The sequence below is a fragment of the Aestuariibaculum suncheonense genome (assembly GCF_014596935.1).
Taxonomy (GTDB): domain Bacteria; phylum Bacteroidota; class Bacteroidia; order Flavobacteriales; family Flavobacteriaceae; genus Aestuariibaculum; species Aestuariibaculum suncheonense.
In genome coordinates this window covers 11,615-29,038 of sequence record NZ_JACVXC010000002.1, presented here as the reverse complement: position 1 = coordinate 29,038, position 17,424 = coordinate 11,615, and the positions used below count along the sequence as shown (strand labels likewise).

Genomic DNA, 17,424 nt, shown 5'->3' with positions numbered 1-17,424 from the left:
TAGGATAATTAGAAGCTATAGATTACCTAAAATTTTATCCATAACCCAACTGGTGTGTAAAGCCGATACCCCTAATGATGGATGTGTAAAATTGCTCTTTAAGACCATATTTCGCATATCTTCTACATGGTAGATTTGAATATGTTTCGGGTGCTCGATATGTAAAGTTTCTTTATTTCTATCGTTTTTTAGTTTTATTGGTTTTTCATGAAAAACGGCAAATTCAATACTACCTTTACTGCCGTGAATGCTCACTCTATCTAAGCGTTCATTACAATCGAAATTCCAAAATGCCGAACCGGTAATATTGTTTTCGTGAATCCAGCAAGCAGTTATGGCATCTTTAGCTGAATAATTGTTTTGTTGATTAACGCTGATGCCTTTGGCTTCTTTAATATTTCCTAATATGAATGTAAAGAAATCAAGACCATGACTAGCCAAATCGTCGAAATAGCCTCCAGGAGCAATTTCAGCATCGGTGCGCCAGTTGTATTCACCGGATTTATCTAAGACGGAAGCAGGGGCGCTAAATTCCCAGTTGATGTGTCGAACCTCGCCAATTTCATTGTTGTCAATCCATTCTTTTATTTGAGTGAAACGAGGTAAAGAGCGTCTGTAGTATGCCACAAACAACGGAATATTTTTGTCTTTAAAGGCATTGTAAATTGTTAAACTTTCCTGATAGCTTGGTGCCATGGGTTTTTCAATGCAGCAAATTTTACCGGCTTCGGCTACTTTTAAAGCGTAGTGCATATGCGAATCCGGTGGTGTTGCAATATATACAGCATCAATATCGGGGTCATTAATTAGTTCATCGGCATTGGTATAGTATTTTTCAATTTGATGGCGTTTAGCGTAGTCCTTAACTTTGTCTGCATTTCTGCGCATTACGGCAACCAATTCAAAACCTTTGGTGAGTTTGTAAGCCGGACCACTTTTCACTTCGGTAACGTCACCACAACCAATAATACCCCATTTAATAACTGTATTGTTTTTTATCATGTGTGTATATTTTCTTTCTAAAATTAAGATTTATTTGGAAACACAAACCTTGCTAATATAATCTTTATGTTAAGAATGATTGTAAAATAAAAAGGCTATCAAAATTAATGATAGCCTTTTCTAAATTATATTGAAGAATTACTCTTCTATTTCTTGCATGGTATGGTACACATTCTGTACGTCATCGTCTTCTTCCAGTTTTTCTAAAAGTTTTTCTACATCGGCAGCTTGCTCGGCAGAAAGTTCTTTGGTGACTTGAGGAATACGCTCAAAACCTGATGATAAAATTTCAATACCACGAGATTCTAATTCCGCTTGAATGGTTCCGAAGTTTTCAAAAGGCGCGTAGATTAAAATGCCGTCTTCATCAGCGAATACTTCTTCTGCACCAAAATCGATAAATTCAAGTTCTAACTCTTCAGGATCTAAACCTTCAGCGTTAATTCTGAAATTACAAGTGTGATCAAACATAAACACTACCGAACCTGAAGTTCCTAAACTTCCGTCGCATTTATTAAAATAACTACGTACGTTAGCTACCGTTCTGGTGTTATTGTCGGTCGCTGTTTCAACTAAAACCGCAATACCATGTGGTGCATAGCCTTCAAAAATAACTTCTTTATAATCCCCTTGATTTTTATCTGAAGCTCTTTTAATGGCACGCTCAATATTGTCTTTTGGCATGTTTACCGACTTGGCATTCTGAATAACAGCTCTTAAACGCGAGTTACTATCCGGATCAGGACCGCCTTCTTTTACAGCCATTACGATATCTTTACCAATGCGAGTAAACGCTTTACTCATCGCTGACCAGCGTTTCATTTTACGTGCTTTTCTAAATTCAAAAGCTCTTCCCATATTATAAAATCTTTATATGAAAGCCATTTCTTGAAATGACTTTTTAAGGTTATTATTTTTTAATCTTCGACTGCAAATTTAAAAAAATCTGTAAAGCTTGTGCATTTCAGTTTTAAATTGTTTCAGGTATTATTCTTCGTCTTCCGGTTCAACAATGGCTTCAATGGCTTTTGCTAAAGCGAAATCCTTTTCGGTTACGCCATGTGCTGAATGGGTAGACAGTGAAATGGTTAGCACGTTGTAAGTGTTAGACCAGTCTGGGTGATGGTTTAAGGCTTCGCACTCAAAAGCGATACGGCTCATGGCACTGAAACAGTCTTTAAAGTTTTCGAATTCAAATTCGGCGTGAATAGCATCGTCATAATAGTCCCATTCTGGTAACGACAATAAACGTTTTTCAATATCTTGTTCTGATAATTTGCTCATAATCTGTGAGTTTTAAAAGGGTTATAATTAACTACAATGTACTAATTTCGAATTGTAAAATCAATTATATTTCCAATTCTGTTAAAATTTCCTGACTTAGCAATTGCAGGTTTTTTGGTAGCATATTATATTTAGGTAAAACCGCTAAATACCGGTCGTCGTTTGTGGTATAAACGCGTTTGTAAATGGCTTTGTTGAAACCGGACACTTTTATAAGGTCTCGAATAAATTCATCATGATGCACTAAATCGGTGCTTCCTGAGTGAAATATACCTGATTTGTTTCGGTTGATGATATAATGAATTTGTTGTGTGACCTTGGTATGGGTGGTCACATTCATTATTAAATTAGGAAATATTTCAACAGGTTCTTTATCGTTAATAAGTTGTGCAATTTCTTTAATTCTAGGTGAATAAGGACCGAAAACCATTGGTAATCTTAGTATGGTGACTTTCTTTTTAGGAAGCCGTAAGAGCATGTTTTCAATTTTTATTTTGAAATGGCCGTAAATACTATTACTAAGGGTTTTATCTTCTTCGTAGCTAGGGTATTTGCTGTAAGCATCAAACACATTGGCCGATGATAAAAAGATGAATTTTGTTTTGTGATTACTAATGTATTCTGCAACATGCTTATGCGCTATAAACTGTGCAGCAAAATCACCTCGGAGTGCAGAAATAATGATACTTGGTTTTACAATATCGAGAATTTCGTAAACGTCATCTTCTTCAAAATTATATTGAAAGAAATGCTGATTTTTTTCCAGCTGTTTATTCTCAGTGTTGTAGGTGCCGAAGGTTTTAAAATAGGGGCATAGCTCTTTATAGATTGCATTGCCTAAAAAGCCGCTAGCCCCTAATATTAGTATTCTATGTTTTTCGTCGTTCGGCAGCCGTTTCATTTACATAGAATTTAAAGTTTATGCCTTATAGAAAGGAAGTTTTACAACCGTTGCTGGAATGGCATTTTTACGAATCTGGATATGAATTTTGCTATCTAAAGCACTTAATTCAGTGGGCACATAACCTAAACCAATACCTTTTCCTAAAGTAGGAGACATAGTTCCTGAAGTTACATTTCCAATTTTATTACCCCCTGCATCAACAATATCGTAGCCTTGACGCGGAATACCACGTTCGTCTAATTCGAAAGCCACTAATTTGCGAGTTACACCGTTTTCTTTTTGTGCTTTTAAAGCTTCAGAATTGGTGAAGTCTTTTGTGAATTTTGTAATCCAGCCTAAACCAGCTTCAATAGGAGACGTGGTGTCGTCGATATCGTTTCCGTAAAGACAGTAACCCATTTCTAAACGAAGCGTGTCACGAGCAGCTAAACCAATAGGTTTAATTCCGAAATCGGCACCAGCTTCAAATACTTTATCCCAAACTTGTTGTGCATCGTCATTCTTTACATAAATTTCGAATCCGCCACTTCCAGTATAACCGGTTGCTGAAATGATTACATTTTCGATACCTGCAAAATTTCCAATTTCAAAAGCGTAGAATTTAATAGCCGATAAATCGTGACTTGTTAAGCTTTGCATAGCTTCAATAGCTTTTGGTCCTTGAATGGCTAATAACGAGTATTCATCACTTAGATTACGCATCTCAGCACCTACATCATTTTTAGACTGAATCCAGTTCCAGTCCTTTTCTATATTGCTTGCATTAACGACTAATAAGTATTGTTCGTCTTTTATTTTGTATATAATTAAATCGTCTACAATACCACCATTATCGTTAGGCATGCAGCTATATTGTGCTTTTCCAATGGTTAATTTAGAAGCATCGTTAGTCGATACTTTTTGAATTAAAGCCAATGCATGTTCACCTTCAATTAAAAACTCACCCATGTGCGACACATCAAAAACACCTACAGCGTTTCTTACGGTTTCGTGTTCAATATTTACTCCTTCGTATTGTACAGGCATGTTATACCCTGCAAAAGGAACCATTTTTGCGCCCAGTGCAATGTGAGTTTCTGTTAAGGCTGTGTTTTTCATTTGCGTATTATTTTAGTTTGTGACGCAAATGTATTGAAATTTTATAGATCGCTGATTTTATATACAGTTAAAAAGAACTTAAGAAATGTAGAGATAGCGTAACTGAGCAATAAATTATTCCTCCTGATTCAATTTTTTGATAACGCGCGCCGGATTTCCTACAGCTAAACAATCGGAGGGAATATCTTTAGTGACAACAGAACCAGCACCAATTACAGAGCGGTCTCCAATAGTTACACCAGGACAAATAGTGGCCTGCCCACCAATCCAGCATTCTTCTCCAATGGTAACCGGTCTAACATCTTCCCAAACACGACGGTCTTTAATATTAAGCGGATGTCGAGCCGTGTAAATGTGAACACCCGGAGCAATTAATGTCTTTCTGCCTATAGAGACTTTTGCACCATCAAGGATGACAGCGCCAAAGTTGATAAATACGCCATCACCAGCAAAAATGTTTTCACCATAATCGCAATAAAATGGTGGTTCTAAATGTATGTTTTTAGCGGAGTTCGGACACAATTCATTAATCGTGTCCTGAAATTTATCGGTATAGTATTCCGTAACATTGAGTTTGTGCAAAATATGTTTTATTTTGGTTCTGATGCCAATCATTTCTTTGCAATGGGCATCGAAAGGCTCACCGGCAAGCATTTTTTCCTTTTCTGTTTTCATGCATTAATATTTTTAACTACCAGATAGAATACGTAATTATTATTCAGGCTGGTTTCCAAGTTAGTCTTAATGGTATTTTATAATTGAAGTTTGAGATAATAAATTTACGAGTTATTTCCTTCAATAAAAAAAGCGTTTCAATTTTGAAACGCTTTTTGAGAATTAATGATGATTTCTGTTTTCTTTATATCGGTCTATGAATTTTTGATCTAATTCAGGCGAGTCTTTATATTTCACTCGCATATCAGCTAATTCATTCTTCAGTTTTGTGACGATTACGGCATATTCAGGGTTGTCGTAAACGTTATTCATTTCATGTGGATCATTTTTGAGATCGTATAATTCCCATTCATCAACGTCGTAATAGAAATGAATGAGTTTGAATTTTTTAGTCGCAATACCATAATGACGTTTCACAGCGTGCTCTGCCGGGTATTCGTAATAATGATAATATACACCATCGCGTGTCCATTTCTCAGTTTTACCGGTTAGCAGAGGCATTAAACTTTCGCCTTGCATATCGTCAGGAATAGCAATTCCGGCAGCTTCTAAAAAGGTTTGGGCAAAATCTAAGTTCTGAACCATTTCGTCGCTGGTTATACCTGGCTTAATTTGGTTTGGCCATTTAATCATTAAAGGTGTTCTAAACGATTCGTTATACATAAAACGTTTATCGAACCAACCGTGTTCACCTAAATAGAAGCCTTGATCTGACGTGTAAACTACAATAGTATTATCTTCTAGTTTCTTTTCCTTTAAATAGTCTAAAACGCGACCAATATTATCGTCAACACTAGAAATACAGGCTAAATAATCCTGCATATAGCGTTGATATTTCCATCGCATTTTCTCTTCATCATTCATAGTAGACCAGTTAGCTTTAAAATCTTCATTTATCGCATTTAAAGTTGGTATATATAGACCTTTTTGAATATCGTCCATACGAGAAAAATCACCATGATTGAACATGCCCTTATTTCTTTTCTCAGTTTCAATACCCATGTCATCTAAAATCTCAGGAAGCACTTTACAGTCATAAGATAACAACATGTGTTTTAAAATATTCATTTCAGCGGTCTTGGCAGCCGTACCTCTGGTATTATAATTGTCGAAAAGAGATTCAGGTTCAGGAAATGTCATTTTAGAATACGCATCAAACTTTTCAGGCGTTGGCCACCAGGCACGATGTGGTGCTTTGTGAAGATACATTAAAAGGAACGGTTTAGTAGTATCTCGCTTTTTATCCATCCATTCAATAGACATATCGGTAATAATATCGGTCGCGTAGCCTTTTTTATTGACGATTTCACCAGTTGTGGTAATGAAATCTGGATTAATATAATTCCCTTGTCCGGGAAGTATCATAAATTCATCGACACCTTTAGGGTTATTTCCAAAGTGAAGCTTTCCAAACATCGCAGTTTGATAGCCGGCTTTTTGAAATAGTTGCGGAAAGGTAACCTGAGTAGTGTCGAAAGGCGATAGGTTATCTATTTTTCCGTTAATATGAGTGTGCTTACCAGTAAGAATGGTAGCTCTCGATGGTGCACAGATAGAATTGGTAACTGACGCATTGGTAAACAGAATACCATCGTTGGCAATTCTGTCGATATTAGGAGTTGTTGTTAATTTATCACTATAAGCACTAATAGCTTGATAGGCGTGATCATCAGACATTATAAAAATAATGTTCGGTCGTTTTGAGGCTGTTTTAAGTTTGTTTTGTTTTTTTTCTGTGTTAGCACAGGAAACGGCTAACGAAATGCTAATAATTAAAGCGGAAACATGTTTAAAATTCATAGTTGATTTTACGAGGTGAATTTGAAAGTTTTGTTTTGAGCTGTAAATATAAACATTCAAAGGAATTATAAAGTAACATTAAAAAAAGCGTTTCAATCTTGAAACGCTTTTTTTAATGTTACTTTAAAAGGAAGTCTTTTAAATCCTCATAAGTTGAAATGATTGTTGATGTTTTCTCTTTATTCATCACAGCTTTAATTTGTTCTGGTAAAGGCTGCTTTACTTTAATAACGTCTTCCACAACATCTAAGAATTTAGTAGGATGAGCTGTTTCTAAAAACACACAATGGGCATCTGGATTTTTTTCTAAATAATCTTTACAGCCTAAATATCCTACAGCACCATGCGGATCGGCAATATAGTTAAAATCGTTATACATTTCCAGCATGGCCTCCTTAGTTTCGGCATCAGAATAGCTGAATGACGATAAGTTGTCTTTTAGTTGCTCAAAATCGTTTTTATAAATCTCTTGAATACGGATAAAATTACTTGGCGCCCCAACATCCATGGCATTACTTATGGTTTGAATAGATGGTTTTGGCTCATATAACTTTGTTATTAAATATCTAGTCACCACATTATTCGCATTATTTGAAGCAACAAAATGTTTTATAGGCAAACCTAATTGTTGCGCCATCATACCTGCACATATATTACCAAAATTTCCACTTGGCACTGAAAATACAATATCTTTAAATTGTTTATGTAGTTGCTTGTAAGCAAACATAAAATAAAACAATTGTGGCAACCAACGAGCCACATTAATCGAATTAGCCGATGTTAATTGCATTTTGCTTGTTAAACTTTCATCAAGGAAAGCGGTTTTCACCATGGCTTGACAATCATCAAAAGTGCCGTTAACTTCTAGAGCTTTAATATTTTGCCCAAGTGTGGTTAATTGCATTTCTTGAATGTTACTCACTTTTCCGCTAGGGTAGAGAATAACCACATTCACTCCTTTTACACCCAAAAAACCATTGGCTACCGCGCCACCAGTATCACCCGAAGTCGCAACTAAAACCGTTACTTCTTTATCGTTATTCTGGTTAAAATATCCTAAACAACGCGCCATAAAGCGGGCACCAACATCCTTAAATGCCATGGTTGGTCCATGGAAAAGTTCCAAAGTTGAAATACGGTCATTTAATTTTACCACAGGAAAGTCAAAAGACAACGTTTCTTCAACTATGGTTTTTAAAGTGTCTTCCGGAATTTCAGGTGAGACGAATTGTTTAATCGCTTCAAACGCTATTTCTGAATACGATAAACCATCAATATTATCGAAAAATGACTGAGGAAGTGTCGTAATGTTTTCTGGAAAATATAAGCCTTTATCAGGAGCTAATCCTTTTATGACAGCATCTTTAAAAGATGTGTTTGGTGCTTGTTGGTTTAATGAGTAATAGTTCATTTTATTATCAAGTAATGAAGAATAGTTAATGTAATACCTTTATTCCGCTGGTGTTAATTTTAGTAACGTGAATATCGAAATCGATGTTTGTTTTAGAATAGACCTGACGCATCGCTTCTTTAACTCTTTCAGCGGTTTCTTGTCCATGACATAATGAAAATATCGAAGGACCTGAGCCAGAAATTCCAGCACCTAAGGCACCAGCTTCAATGGCAGCTCGTTTCACCTCTTTGTAATGAGGTATTAGTTGACTTCTGTATGGCTCAACAATCACATCGTTTAAAGACCGCTGTATTAATCCGAAATCGCTGGTGTGTAAGGCATGAATTAGACTTCCGAAGTTAGCCCACTGTGTAATCGCGTTGCTTAAAGAGACCTCTTTAGGCAGAATGGCACGTGCTTCTGAGGTTTTAATTTCAATTTGCGGATGAATAATGGTGGCGTATAAATTTTCCGGTGACGGGATTTCTAGTATCTCTAACGGACTGATGCTTTTTACCAATGTAAAGCCGCCAAACATAGCAGGAGCAAGGTTGTCGGCGTGTTCGCATTTACTAGCCAAAGCTTCACCCTTAATTGCAAATTCGGTTAATTGCGTTTTGTTAAACGGACGACCTATAAGTTCATTCATTCCAAAAACACTACCCACAGCGCTCGCAGCACTGCTGCCAATACCACTTCCTGGTTTAATGTTTTTATAGATTTCAATTTCAAACCCAAAGTCTACATTTATAGCTTCATACATGGCTAAAGCAGAAACACCAGCTACATTTTCTTCCGCTTTATAAGGCAAATCAAAACCTTCAACATGTGTAATGTAAATCCCTTTTCGTTCTACTTTACGGATTACCATTTCGTCGCCAACACTGTCGAGACAAAAGCCTAAAACATCGAAACCACAGGCTACATTGGCTACCGTAGCAGGTGAAAATAATCTTATTTCGTTCATTTTTTCTAATAAATAATTCTCAGCAGCATTCGAGCAAAAACTGGAATTTTGTTTGTGTAATGTCATCTTTTCCGTTTTAAGTTGAGATAACAGATTTAATTATTTCCAATTCTTATTATGTCGGCAAACAAGCCAGATGCAGTGACATCTGCTCCGGCACCGGCACCTTTAATAATCATAGGTTGGTTTGCATATCGGTTGGTATAAAACATCACGATATTATCGCTACCTTTTAAATTATAAAACGGGTGGTCGCTTGGGATTTCCTGTAAGCTAACACTGGCTTTACCATTATTAAATTGCGCTACATATTTTAATTGACAGTCTTTAGCCTTTGCGGAAGCATACAAGGCTTGATAATGGTCTTCATCGGCGATTAACGTTTGATAGAAATCATCAACAGAATCACTTTTTAAACCAGCTTCAGATAGGAAAGACGTGTTTTCAATATCTTCCAGATTCATTTCTACACCACTTTCACGAGCAAGAATTAAAATTTTTCTGGCCACATCAACACCACTTAAATCAATTCTTGGATCTGGTTCTGTATACCCTTCAGCAGCAGCTTGTTTTACAATGTCGTAAAATTTAGTCGTATCGTTAAAGTTGTTAAATACAAAATTTAAACTTCCGGATAATACGGCATAAATAGAGGTGACTTTGTCTCCAGATGCTATCAAATTATTTAGTGTATCGATGATAGGTAAACCAGCTCCAACGTTGGTTTCGAATAGGTAAGGGGCATTGTATTTTAACGATAAACGTTTTAATAGTTTATAATTTTCGTAATCGCTTGAACAGGCAATTTTATTGCAAGCTACCACACCAATGCTTTGGCGTAAATATTTCTCATAAAGTTGAGCAACTTCCTTATTGGCTGTAACATCAACAAAAATGCTATTGCGTAAATTCAGTGATTTTGTTTTTTCAAAAAAACCATCTAAAGATGCAGGCTCGCCATTTTGCAGCTGTTCTTTCCAATTGCTTAAGTCGATACCATCTTCATTGAAAATCATTTGTCTTGAATTCGACAAGCCTGTAACGCGCAAGTTTATTTTAAGGTTTTCTTTTAAATATTTACGTTGCTGCTTTATTTGTTCTACTAGTTTTTCACCAACATTACCAACGCCGGTAATAAAGACGTTTAGCTGCTTTGTTTTCGATTCAAAGAATTGCTCATGTAGCGTATTCAAGGCTTTTTTAACGTCTTTTTCAGCGATAACCGTTGAAATATTTTTCTCTGAGGCCCCTTGAGCAATGGCACGAATATTAATATTGTTTCTTCCTAAAGTACTAAACATTTTACCGCTAATACCTTGGTGGTTTTTCATATTATCACCCACTAAAGCAATGATTGAAAGTCCTTTTTCAACAATAAGTGGATTGATTTTATGAAGCTGAATTTCATTTTCGAAAGTGGCATCGATAGCCGATTTTGCCAATTCAGCATCTTTTTCATCAATTCCTAAGCATATAGAGTGCTCTGATGAGGCCTGCGTAATTAAAATGACATTAATTTTTTCCTGAGACAAGGTTTCAAATAAACGTTTAGAAAACCCAGGAATACCAACCATACCGCTTCCTTCCAACGTAAGTAAGGCGATGTTACTAATATTACTAATCCCTTTTACAACGGAACCATTTACAGGTGCCTCATCATTAGATATAACCGTTCCAAGTGCTTCGGGTTCTAAAGTGTTTTTTATGTGGATTGGAATATTTAAATCTAATACCGGTTGCACCGTTGGGGGGTATAAAACTTTAGCACCAAAGTGCGATAATTCCATGGCTTCCTGATACGAGATTTTTTCAATAGGATAGGCTTGTTTTACCAGTTTAGGATTGGTAGTAAACATACCGCTCACATCGGTCCATATTTCTAATTGCTCCACTTTTAAAGCGGCCGCAACTATAGCAGCCGTAAAGTCAGACCCACCACGACCTAAAGTGGTTTGTTCTCCCAATTTAGATTTAGAGATAAAGCCTGGAAGAATAGTGATTTGTTGTTCAGTACTCGAAAAATAATCCTGAATATTTGTATTGGTTTCATTGTATTTAACTTCAGCTTTTGTAAAGTTTGAGTTGGTTACAATTAACTCCTGAGAGTTTTTAGATTCTGCAGAAATACCACGGTTTTTCATGGTTTCAGCAATAATATAAGAGGATAACAATTCGCCGAAGCTTACTAATTTATCCGATGTTTTCGGAGATAGTTCGTTAATCAAAAAAATACCGTCTAATAAGCTTTTTAGGGCATTTAGTTTTTCATCTACAAAAGGGATGATAGATGAGCTATCACCTAAATTAAGTTCATTAATAATGTTAAAATGAATGTCCTTTATTAAGGTAAAGGTATCTGTATATTGGTTGTCTTTATTTTGTGCTTGTTTACCTGCTAAAAGTAATTTATCTGTAATTCCACCAACAGCAGAAACCACACAAACGATGCGATCTGTTTTAGCAAAGTTTTCTAATATACTGATAACGTTATTGATGTTTTTTGATGAACCTACAGATGTTCCTCCAAATTTTAAAACTTTCATGTTTTAATGAATTGATGTTTGAATAAAATATTTTTTTTGATTGTAATTGTAAAAATTACAAAACGGACCTGAAGAATATATAACTAGCAACCCCAAGGGGTTGTAATAATTGTAGTTGTACCGAAAATAGTAGTGTATCCTTTTGAAGAAAAAGGATGCATTGTGCTAATATTTTGGCTTAAAAGACTCATGTTTCTGTAATAGTACTTCCCAAAAGTATTATTTTTAACGGTATAAAAAAACAAATTGATTTTTTTTATGGTATTCTTATATAGTGTCGTTTTTCTTTTAATAAAATTCACGAAAGGAATTTAGAAATGAAAATTTAATAAAAGAATTTTAAGATAATATTAAGAAACCCCATAAAGGGTATTTTGTAATCAAAGGTAATACGAATCAACAAAATTTAATTTCTAAAATAGAATTGGTTGGTGTAATTTAAGTAAATGAAGATTTAAGCAGCAACTCTAAAAAAGATAAGATAAAAATGAAAATATTTTCGAAAGAACAAGTTTATGAAGGTGACCGATTAACCGTTGAACGACAACAAATCAGTTCGGTTGATTTAATGGAACGTGCAGGAATGGCCATTTTTGGTTGGTTTCACAGGCGAATGCAAGGCGCGCAGGTACCTATTCATATATTTTGCGGAATTGGAAATAATGGCGGCGACGGACTCGTTTTAGCACGACACCTTATTTTAGATGGCTATAATGTAAAAACCTATATTGTTAATTACAGCGATAAGCGATCTAAAGATTTTCTAATCAATTACGATAGAATTAAGCAGGTCAGCAAAGTCTGGCCAACCTTATTGAAGGAGGGTGATGACTTTCCCGAAATAAGCGAGAAGGATATTATTGTGGATGCCATTTTCGGGATAGGACTAAATCGCCCCATTCATCAATGGGTATTATTTTTGTTTAAGCATTTAGATGAATCGCGAGCCTTTACCTTATCGGTCGATATTCCATCAGGGTTACAACCCGATAAAGTACCTGAAAGTGATTTGTGTGTGGTTAAAGCGAATTACACACTGAGTTTTGTAACCCCTAAACTGGTGTTCTTTTTGCCAGAAACCGCGAAGTATACCGACCAATGGGAAGTTTTAGATATTGGTTTTGATATGCAATATGTGTTTGAAGTCGAGACAGAAGCCAATCTTATTGGCAAAAATGAAATATTACCACTATATAAGCCAAGAGACAAGTTTTCACATAAAGGCAGTTTTGGACATAGTTTAATAATTGGTGGAAGTTATGGGAAAATGGGTGCAGTTATTTTAACGAGTAGAGCGGCGTTGTCAGTCGGTTCTGGTTTGGTAACATGTTATGTGCCTCAATGTGGTTATGCTCTATTACAATCGGTATTTCCTGAAGCTATGGTGATAACAGATTCAGATGAAACACAAATTACCAATATATCTTTTGATATGAAACCGACCGTGATTGGTTTTGGTGTGGGTATAGGTACTTCAGTAGACACTACAAACGCTTTTGAAGCCTTTTTAAAATCGAATCAATCGCCTTTGGTTATCGATGCCGACGGCATTAATATTTTGGCTAACAATTCTGAATTATTGAAGTTATTACCTCCTGAAACCGTTCTAACGCCACATCCAAAAGAACTGGAACGTTTAATAGGTGCATGGACCAACGATTTCGATAAACTGAATAAGGTGAAAGCTTTTTCTAAAAAACACAATGTTGTTGTGATTATTAAAGGTGCGCATAGCATTACTGTATATCAAGATAAGCTTTATGTGAATTCAACCGGAAATCCGGGTTTAGCAACAGCCGGTAGTGGAGATGTGTTAACTGGAATGATTACAGGATTAATCGCTCAGGGTTACGACCCGTTGATAGCTTCAGTTTTCGGAGTGTATTTACATGGTAAGTCGGCAGACATTGCTGTTCAGGATTACGGTTATGAAAGTTTAATTGCGAGCTATGTGATTCATTACATAGGAGAGGCTTATTTAGATTTGTTTAAACAACCAGAACAACTACAACAGGAAGAAGACGATGAAAAAGGAAATACATAAATAAAAAAAGGCAGCTAAGTAGCTGCCTTTTTTTATTTATGTATATGGAATTAAATATTTAAAGAGGTAAATAATTCTGTTAATGCCGGACTTGAAGGTCTTGGTGCATTCGAATTTACAATGTTTCCGTTTGGATCGATTAAGATAAAACGAGGGATTCCGTTAATTTGGTAATCTTGAACGAAAGACGATTTCCAATCGTTATCAGCAAATAACTGAACACCTTTAAGTTCTTTTTCAGCAACCATAGCTTTCCATTTTTCAAAATCTTTTTGTTGATCAATAGAAATGCTTACGAACTCAATGTTTTTATCATGAAATTTTTCTTCAACCTCTTTTAAGAAAGGGATTTCACGTTTACATGGTCCGCACCAAGTTGCCCAAACATCAATATAAACATACTTTCCTTTTAAATCTGCTAATGATGTTTTTCCGCCTTCATAATTTACGTAATCAGAAAAACTAGGCGAAGGTTTTCCTTCAGCTAAAGCCATTAATTTATCATGCTTCTCAGCAATGATAGCATTGTTTTCATCGTTATTAGAGTTTTCAAGGTAAAGTTTGTAAAATGCATCTACATCTTTAGATCGTCCAATATTGTTATTCGCAAAATCGAAAACTAAGGTGTTTTTAATGTCTTGATTAGGAATAGTTGATACCGTTTTTAAATAAGCTATATCGTAATCAATAGAGTCTTTGGTTGATACTTCGTTAGCTAAAGTGCTGTAGTGACTCGATACTAAGTTTTTATAATAAGTTGAGTATTTAAAATCTTCGGCAGAAGAATAGTCAACATCTTTTAATTCTTTTGAGAAGTCATCTGAAACAGAAAATGTAGGATTCTGGGTTAATGCTCGGTGTGCATTTTCGTAGTTATTATGAAGGTTTAAATAGAAGTAGTGGATGTTTCTTAATTCCTTAGCTTTAAAGTTATCAGGAAGATCTTGTGTGTCGTTAAACAGCGTGGTCAGTTCTTCTTTAATCTTGCTTAGTTTCGCTTTATAATCAGCTTCATTAAGGGTGTATGTTTCTCTTGGGTTTCCAAATAACTCGCTCTCAAGTTTACGTTTAGCCACTAAATAGTTATTGATTTCTGCTCCTTTTCCAGTAATGGTTAACGAATTTTGAACGTCGTTAATATCATAATTTACGTTTAAGTTGAAACCTGGTTCTACATAAAGAAAAACAGGGGTTTTACCGTCGTAAATAGCGTATAAATTCTTGTCTGTATTTAATGTATCTGTAAAACTTCCGTTTTCAGCAATTGGTAAATCTTCTTTAACAGTGCCGTCTGGTGTATTTAGAGTTATTTTGGTGGTTGGATTTAAATTTTTGATGGTCCCGCCAATTAACGCATAGTCCACCTGAGGTGTTTCCTTACAGGCCATCATGGCAACGGCTGTAGATAAGATTAATAGTTTTTTCATGTTTGATTTTAGTATTTATGTTTTCAAAAATATAAAAACACATGGTTTACAAGGCAACTTTCACTTAATATTAACGATTTCGTTGCATTAGATTTAATTAATACACTAAATCTATAAAATGTTTAAAATAACAGTTGAAGTGAATAAGGGGTGATCTTTTTAACGTTATAATTTGCAGATGGTCTAAAAATTAATTATAAGTTAAAAACCACTTGTCAAACAGTATTTTATTACATATTTTTACAATACCCACTCTCTCATATATTTGACATACATTTTGTTATATCCTCTTTTTAATTAGAAGCGCATTTTGATTAATAGCAAATTAAGAATGCCCTCTTAATCTCCTTGTACAGCAAGTAAACTTAGGTTGTAATATTACTTCTTGAGTTTTTTGTTAATTTTCTTCTGTTGTGGCTAATGTAAAAGCCCTCAACTTTACTTTATATTGAAATATTACTTCTGTTGTGGCTAATAAGCCCGCTTATCAACCTTTTGCTATTGATTATGTAGAGTCATTTTAATGATTTTACGTGGTTTTGACTTTACGATTGTTGTGTTAACATTTTTTACTAATTAAAACTACCGTTATGTTAATGAACAACTTTACTAACTACATCAAGAACGCTACATTCTTGAGTTATTTTGGCTGTTTTTGGAATTCTTTTCTTAAACAGTTTGCAAGTATAGCCAGTATGATTACGGTTATGCTTTTTTTGTGCTTTACCACTACTGTTCAAGCGCAGTGTGAGCTGGATGAATGTAAGGCAAGTTACATTCAAGGTTTAGGAAATGGACCAGACCCTTGTGCTGCGAAACTATACTGTTCCAACAGTGGAGCCGTAGAATCTGGGTTAATTAATTGCACATCTGCAGCAGATACTGATGGGTGTGGAATTGATGCATCCCAAGCAGAATCAATGGTTTCTATGTATGTGGATGCATCTCCTTCAACTAAATTATTATTTGGGGGAGCTGCGCAAAGTGGGGCCCAATGTGATGTAAAAGATTATCTGCAATGGATAGTGTTTGCAACACCCCCAAAAGTAAAAGGAACTAAAATTCAGGCTGTCGGAGCCTCTGATTCCTGGTTTTTATTTCATGCAGGGGCGTTTACTACCGATCCACTTAAAGAAACAGCTGATATCCCATATTTTGAAACCGTGAAGGATGCGCTTTTAGCACCAACACGTTGTACGAGTTTCAATGCCTCTGATATGGTTGAATGTAGTGATGTAAACCAGTATAAGCCTTGGACAAATGATAATGCTATAATATCTGATGATGTTTATAATATTTATTTTATTGGATTATCATATAATAGACCGACTAATGGTTCTTTAAACTTTAAAGTTAAAGAATGTGAAATGGGTTGTGAAGTTTTGGCAGAATGTAACTTAACAGACCAAGATATTCAATGTGCTGCTGATTTTCCTCCAGCACTAACCGATCCTTATCAAGTATTTAACATAGCAGACGCTTGTGAACAGGAATTAACTATGGATTATGTAGAAGTGGATAATCCTGATACCAGTGAAGCTGGATATGAATATATTGAATCTATAACTAGAACCTATAAATTATATGCCAACAATATTGAAGTTGCTGAATGTGTCCAGACAATCACAAATAAACATCCATTACCTACATTACCTCAGGGACGGTCTTTAGGTCCTGAGGATTTTGATATAAATATAAATGCTTGTATTCCGAGTGGCCCAATAGGCATAACTTCCCAATCAAATTTATTTGAGGAATGTGATGGCGTTGCAACAAGAAGTAATTCATTGTTAAGATTAGTTTTAACTGATGTTACAGGTAATGATTGTTCTTGGACAGCTACAGTTAATATATTCATAGATGATCCTGTTAATCCCGGTGAACTTTTATTGTTAATTAGTGTGCCTATCAGTGGAGGGGATGCGACGCCTCCCGTTTTAACACATACCAATGCAGAGACGTATCCTGATGGATATGATTTTGGTTGTGGAGAACCAGTGGAACCTACTTTTAGCGCCACAGATAATTGTACTGAAAATTTGGTGCCTGATGTAGTTCCTGGAGAAGTTCAAATTAATGGTTGTGTTTATAGCAGAACATGGACTGTTAATGTTAATGACGCCTGTAACAATCCTGCAGATGAGGTTAGTGTTACTTACACTTGGATTGAAGCTATTCCTATCACTATAGCACAAGCACCACAGGATGACTCAGTAAGTGCCTGTGATTATGAGGAAGGGGATTTTGCAGCATGGATAGCAGCTCAGGAAGCCGCCTTAGGTTTAGC

At 35.5% G+C, this 17,424-nt stretch carries 13 protein-coding genes; 2 read left to right on the top strand and 11 right to left on the bottom strand.

Translation table 11 applies throughout. The features are described from left to right. Window positions 1-15: 15 nt before the first annotated feature. The 10 genes from ICJ84_RS05960 to thrA form a co-directional block, all read right to left on the bottom strand. Window positions 16-1,002, bottom strand: a complete 987-nt coding sequence (locus tag ICJ84_RS05960; protein WP_188215468.1) for a Gfo/Idh/MocA family protein — start codon at window positions 1,000-1,002, stop codon at window positions 16-18. A 138-nt stretch (window positions 1,003-1,140) separates the two neighbouring features. Next, on the bottom strand, window positions 1,141-1,860 hold the full coding sequence (locus ICJ84_RS05955; protein ID WP_188215467.1) for a YebC/PmpR family DNA-binding transcriptional regulator: 720 nt from the start codon (window positions 1,858-1,860) through the stop codon (window positions 1,141-1,143). A 129-nt stretch (window positions 1,861-1,989) separates the two neighbouring features. Continuing rightward, a complete protein-coding gene (locus tag ICJ84_RS05950) occupies window positions 1,990-2,286 on the bottom strand; it encodes a 4a-hydroxytetrahydrobiopterin dehydratase (RefSeq protein WP_188215466.1) in 297 nt (98 codons plus the stop codon). A 64-nt stretch (window positions 2,287-2,350) separates the two neighbouring features. Next, window positions 2,351-3,187, bottom strand: a complete 837-nt coding sequence (locus ICJ84_RS05945) for a sugar nucleotide-binding protein (protein ID WP_188215465.1) — start codon at window positions 3,185-3,187, stop codon at window positions 2,351-2,353. Between the two features lie 18 nt (window positions 3,188-3,205). Next, a complete protein-coding gene (gene gcvT / locus ICJ84_RS05940; RefSeq protein ID WP_188215464.1) occupies window positions 3,206-4,288 on the bottom strand; it encodes a glycine cleavage system aminomethyltransferase GcvT in 1,083 nt (360 codons plus the stop codon). Between the two features lie 114 nt (window positions 4,289-4,402). Next, complete coding sequence (locus tag ICJ84_RS05935) at window positions 4,403-4,963, bottom strand: sugar O-acetyltransferase (RefSeq protein ID WP_188215463.1); 561 nt, start codon at window positions 4,961-4,963, stop codon at window positions 4,403-4,405. A gap of 162 nt (window positions 4,964-5,125) precedes the next feature. Continuing rightward, window positions 5,126-6,763: a sulfatase family protein gene (locus tag ICJ84_RS05930; RefSeq protein WP_188215462.1), complete on the bottom strand. Its 1,638-nt coding sequence runs from the start codon at window positions 6,761-6,763 to the stop codon at window positions 5,126-5,128. A 118-nt stretch (window positions 6,764-6,881) separates the two neighbouring features. Then, complete coding sequence (thrC, locus tag ICJ84_RS05925) at window positions 6,882-8,174, bottom strand: threonine synthase (protein ID WP_188215461.1); 1,293 nt, start codon at window positions 8,172-8,174, stop codon at window positions 6,882-6,884. Window positions 8,175-8,199: 25 nt separating this feature from the next. Beyond that, entirely contained in the window at window positions 8,200-9,123 is a 924-nt protein-coding gene (locus ICJ84_RS05920) for a homoserine kinase (protein WP_188215917.1), read from the bottom strand. 95 nt (window positions 9,124-9,218) lie between these two features. Next, window positions 9,219-11,666, bottom strand: a complete 2,448-nt coding sequence (thrA, locus tag ICJ84_RS05915; RefSeq protein ID WP_188215460.1) for a bifunctional aspartate kinase/homoserine dehydrogenase I — start codon at window positions 11,664-11,666, stop codon at window positions 9,219-9,221. Window positions 11,667-12,153: 487 nt separating this feature from the next. Here thrA and ICJ84_RS05910 point away from each other — a divergent pair, with 487 nt between their 5' ends. Continuing rightward, window positions 12,154-13,710: an NAD(P)H-hydrate dehydratase gene (locus ICJ84_RS05910; RefSeq protein WP_188215459.1), complete on the top strand. Its 1,557-nt coding sequence runs from the start codon at window positions 12,154-12,156 to the stop codon at window positions 13,708-13,710. A 50-nt stretch (window positions 13,711-13,760) separates the two neighbouring features. Here ICJ84_RS05910 and ICJ84_RS05905 read toward each other — a convergent pair whose 3' ends face one another. Further along, window positions 13,761-15,137: a TlpA family protein disulfide reductase gene (locus ICJ84_RS05905; protein ID WP_188215458.1), complete on the bottom strand. Its 1,377-nt coding sequence runs from the start codon at window positions 15,135-15,137 to the stop codon at window positions 13,761-13,763. 596 nt (window positions 15,138-15,733) lie between these two features. Between ICJ84_RS05905 and ICJ84_RS16875 the strand changes: the two genes are divergently transcribed. Then, window positions 15,734-17,424: hypothetical protein (locus ICJ84_RS16875; RefSeq protein ID WP_194408543.1), on the top strand; the 1,691-nt coding region annotated here is incomplete at its 3' end.

What these genes read in the sequence shown, in the direction of transcription:
- ICJ84_RS05950 (WP_188215466.1), bottom strand. Translation starts at nt 2,286, where the DNA reads ATGAGCAAATTATCAGAACAAGATATTGAAAAACGTTTATTGTCGTTA.
- ICJ84_RS05930 (WP_188215462.1), bottom strand. Translation starts at nt 6,763, where the DNA reads ATGAATTTTAAACATGTTTCCGCTTTAATTATTAGCATTTCGTTAGCC.
- ICJ84_RS05910 (WP_188215459.1), top strand. Translation starts at nt 12,154, where the DNA reads ATGAAAATATTTTCGAAAGAACAAGTTTATGAAGGTGACCGATTAACC.
- ICJ84_RS05920 (WP_188215917.1), bottom strand. Translation starts at nt 9,123, where the DNA reads ATGAACGAAATAAGATTATTTTCACCTGCTACGGTAGCCAATGTAGCC.
- gcvT (WP_188215464.1), bottom strand. Translation starts at nt 4,288, where the DNA reads ATGAAAAACACAGCCTTAACAGAAACTCACATTGCACTGGGCGCAAAA.
- ICJ84_RS05945 (WP_188215465.1), bottom strand. Translation starts at nt 3,187, where the DNA reads ATGAAACGGCTGCCGAACGACGAAAAACATAGAATACTAATATTAGGG.
- ICJ84_RS05905 (WP_188215458.1), bottom strand. Translation starts at nt 15,137, where the DNA reads ATGAAAAAACTATTAATCTTATCTACAGCCGTTGCCATGATGGCCTGT.
- thrC (WP_188215461.1), bottom strand. Translation starts at nt 8,174, where the DNA reads ATGAACTATTACTCATTAAACCAACAAGCACCAAACACATCTTTTAAA.
- ICJ84_RS05935 (WP_188215463.1), bottom strand. Translation starts at nt 4,963, where the DNA reads ATGAAAACAGAAAAGGAAAAAATGCTTGCCGGTGAGCCTTTCGATGCC.
- ICJ84_RS05960 (WP_188215468.1), bottom strand. Translation starts at nt 1,002, where the DNA reads ATGATAAAAAACAATACAGTTATTAAATGGGGTATTATTGGTTGTGGT.
- ICJ84_RS05955 (WP_188215467.1), bottom strand. Translation starts at nt 1,860, where the DNA reads ATGGGAAGAGCTTTTGAATTTAGAAAAGCACGTAAAATGAAACGCTGG.
- thrA (WP_188215460.1), bottom strand. Translation starts at nt 11,666, where the DNA reads ATGAAAGTTTTAAAATTTGGAGGAACATCTGTAGGTTCATCAAAAAAC.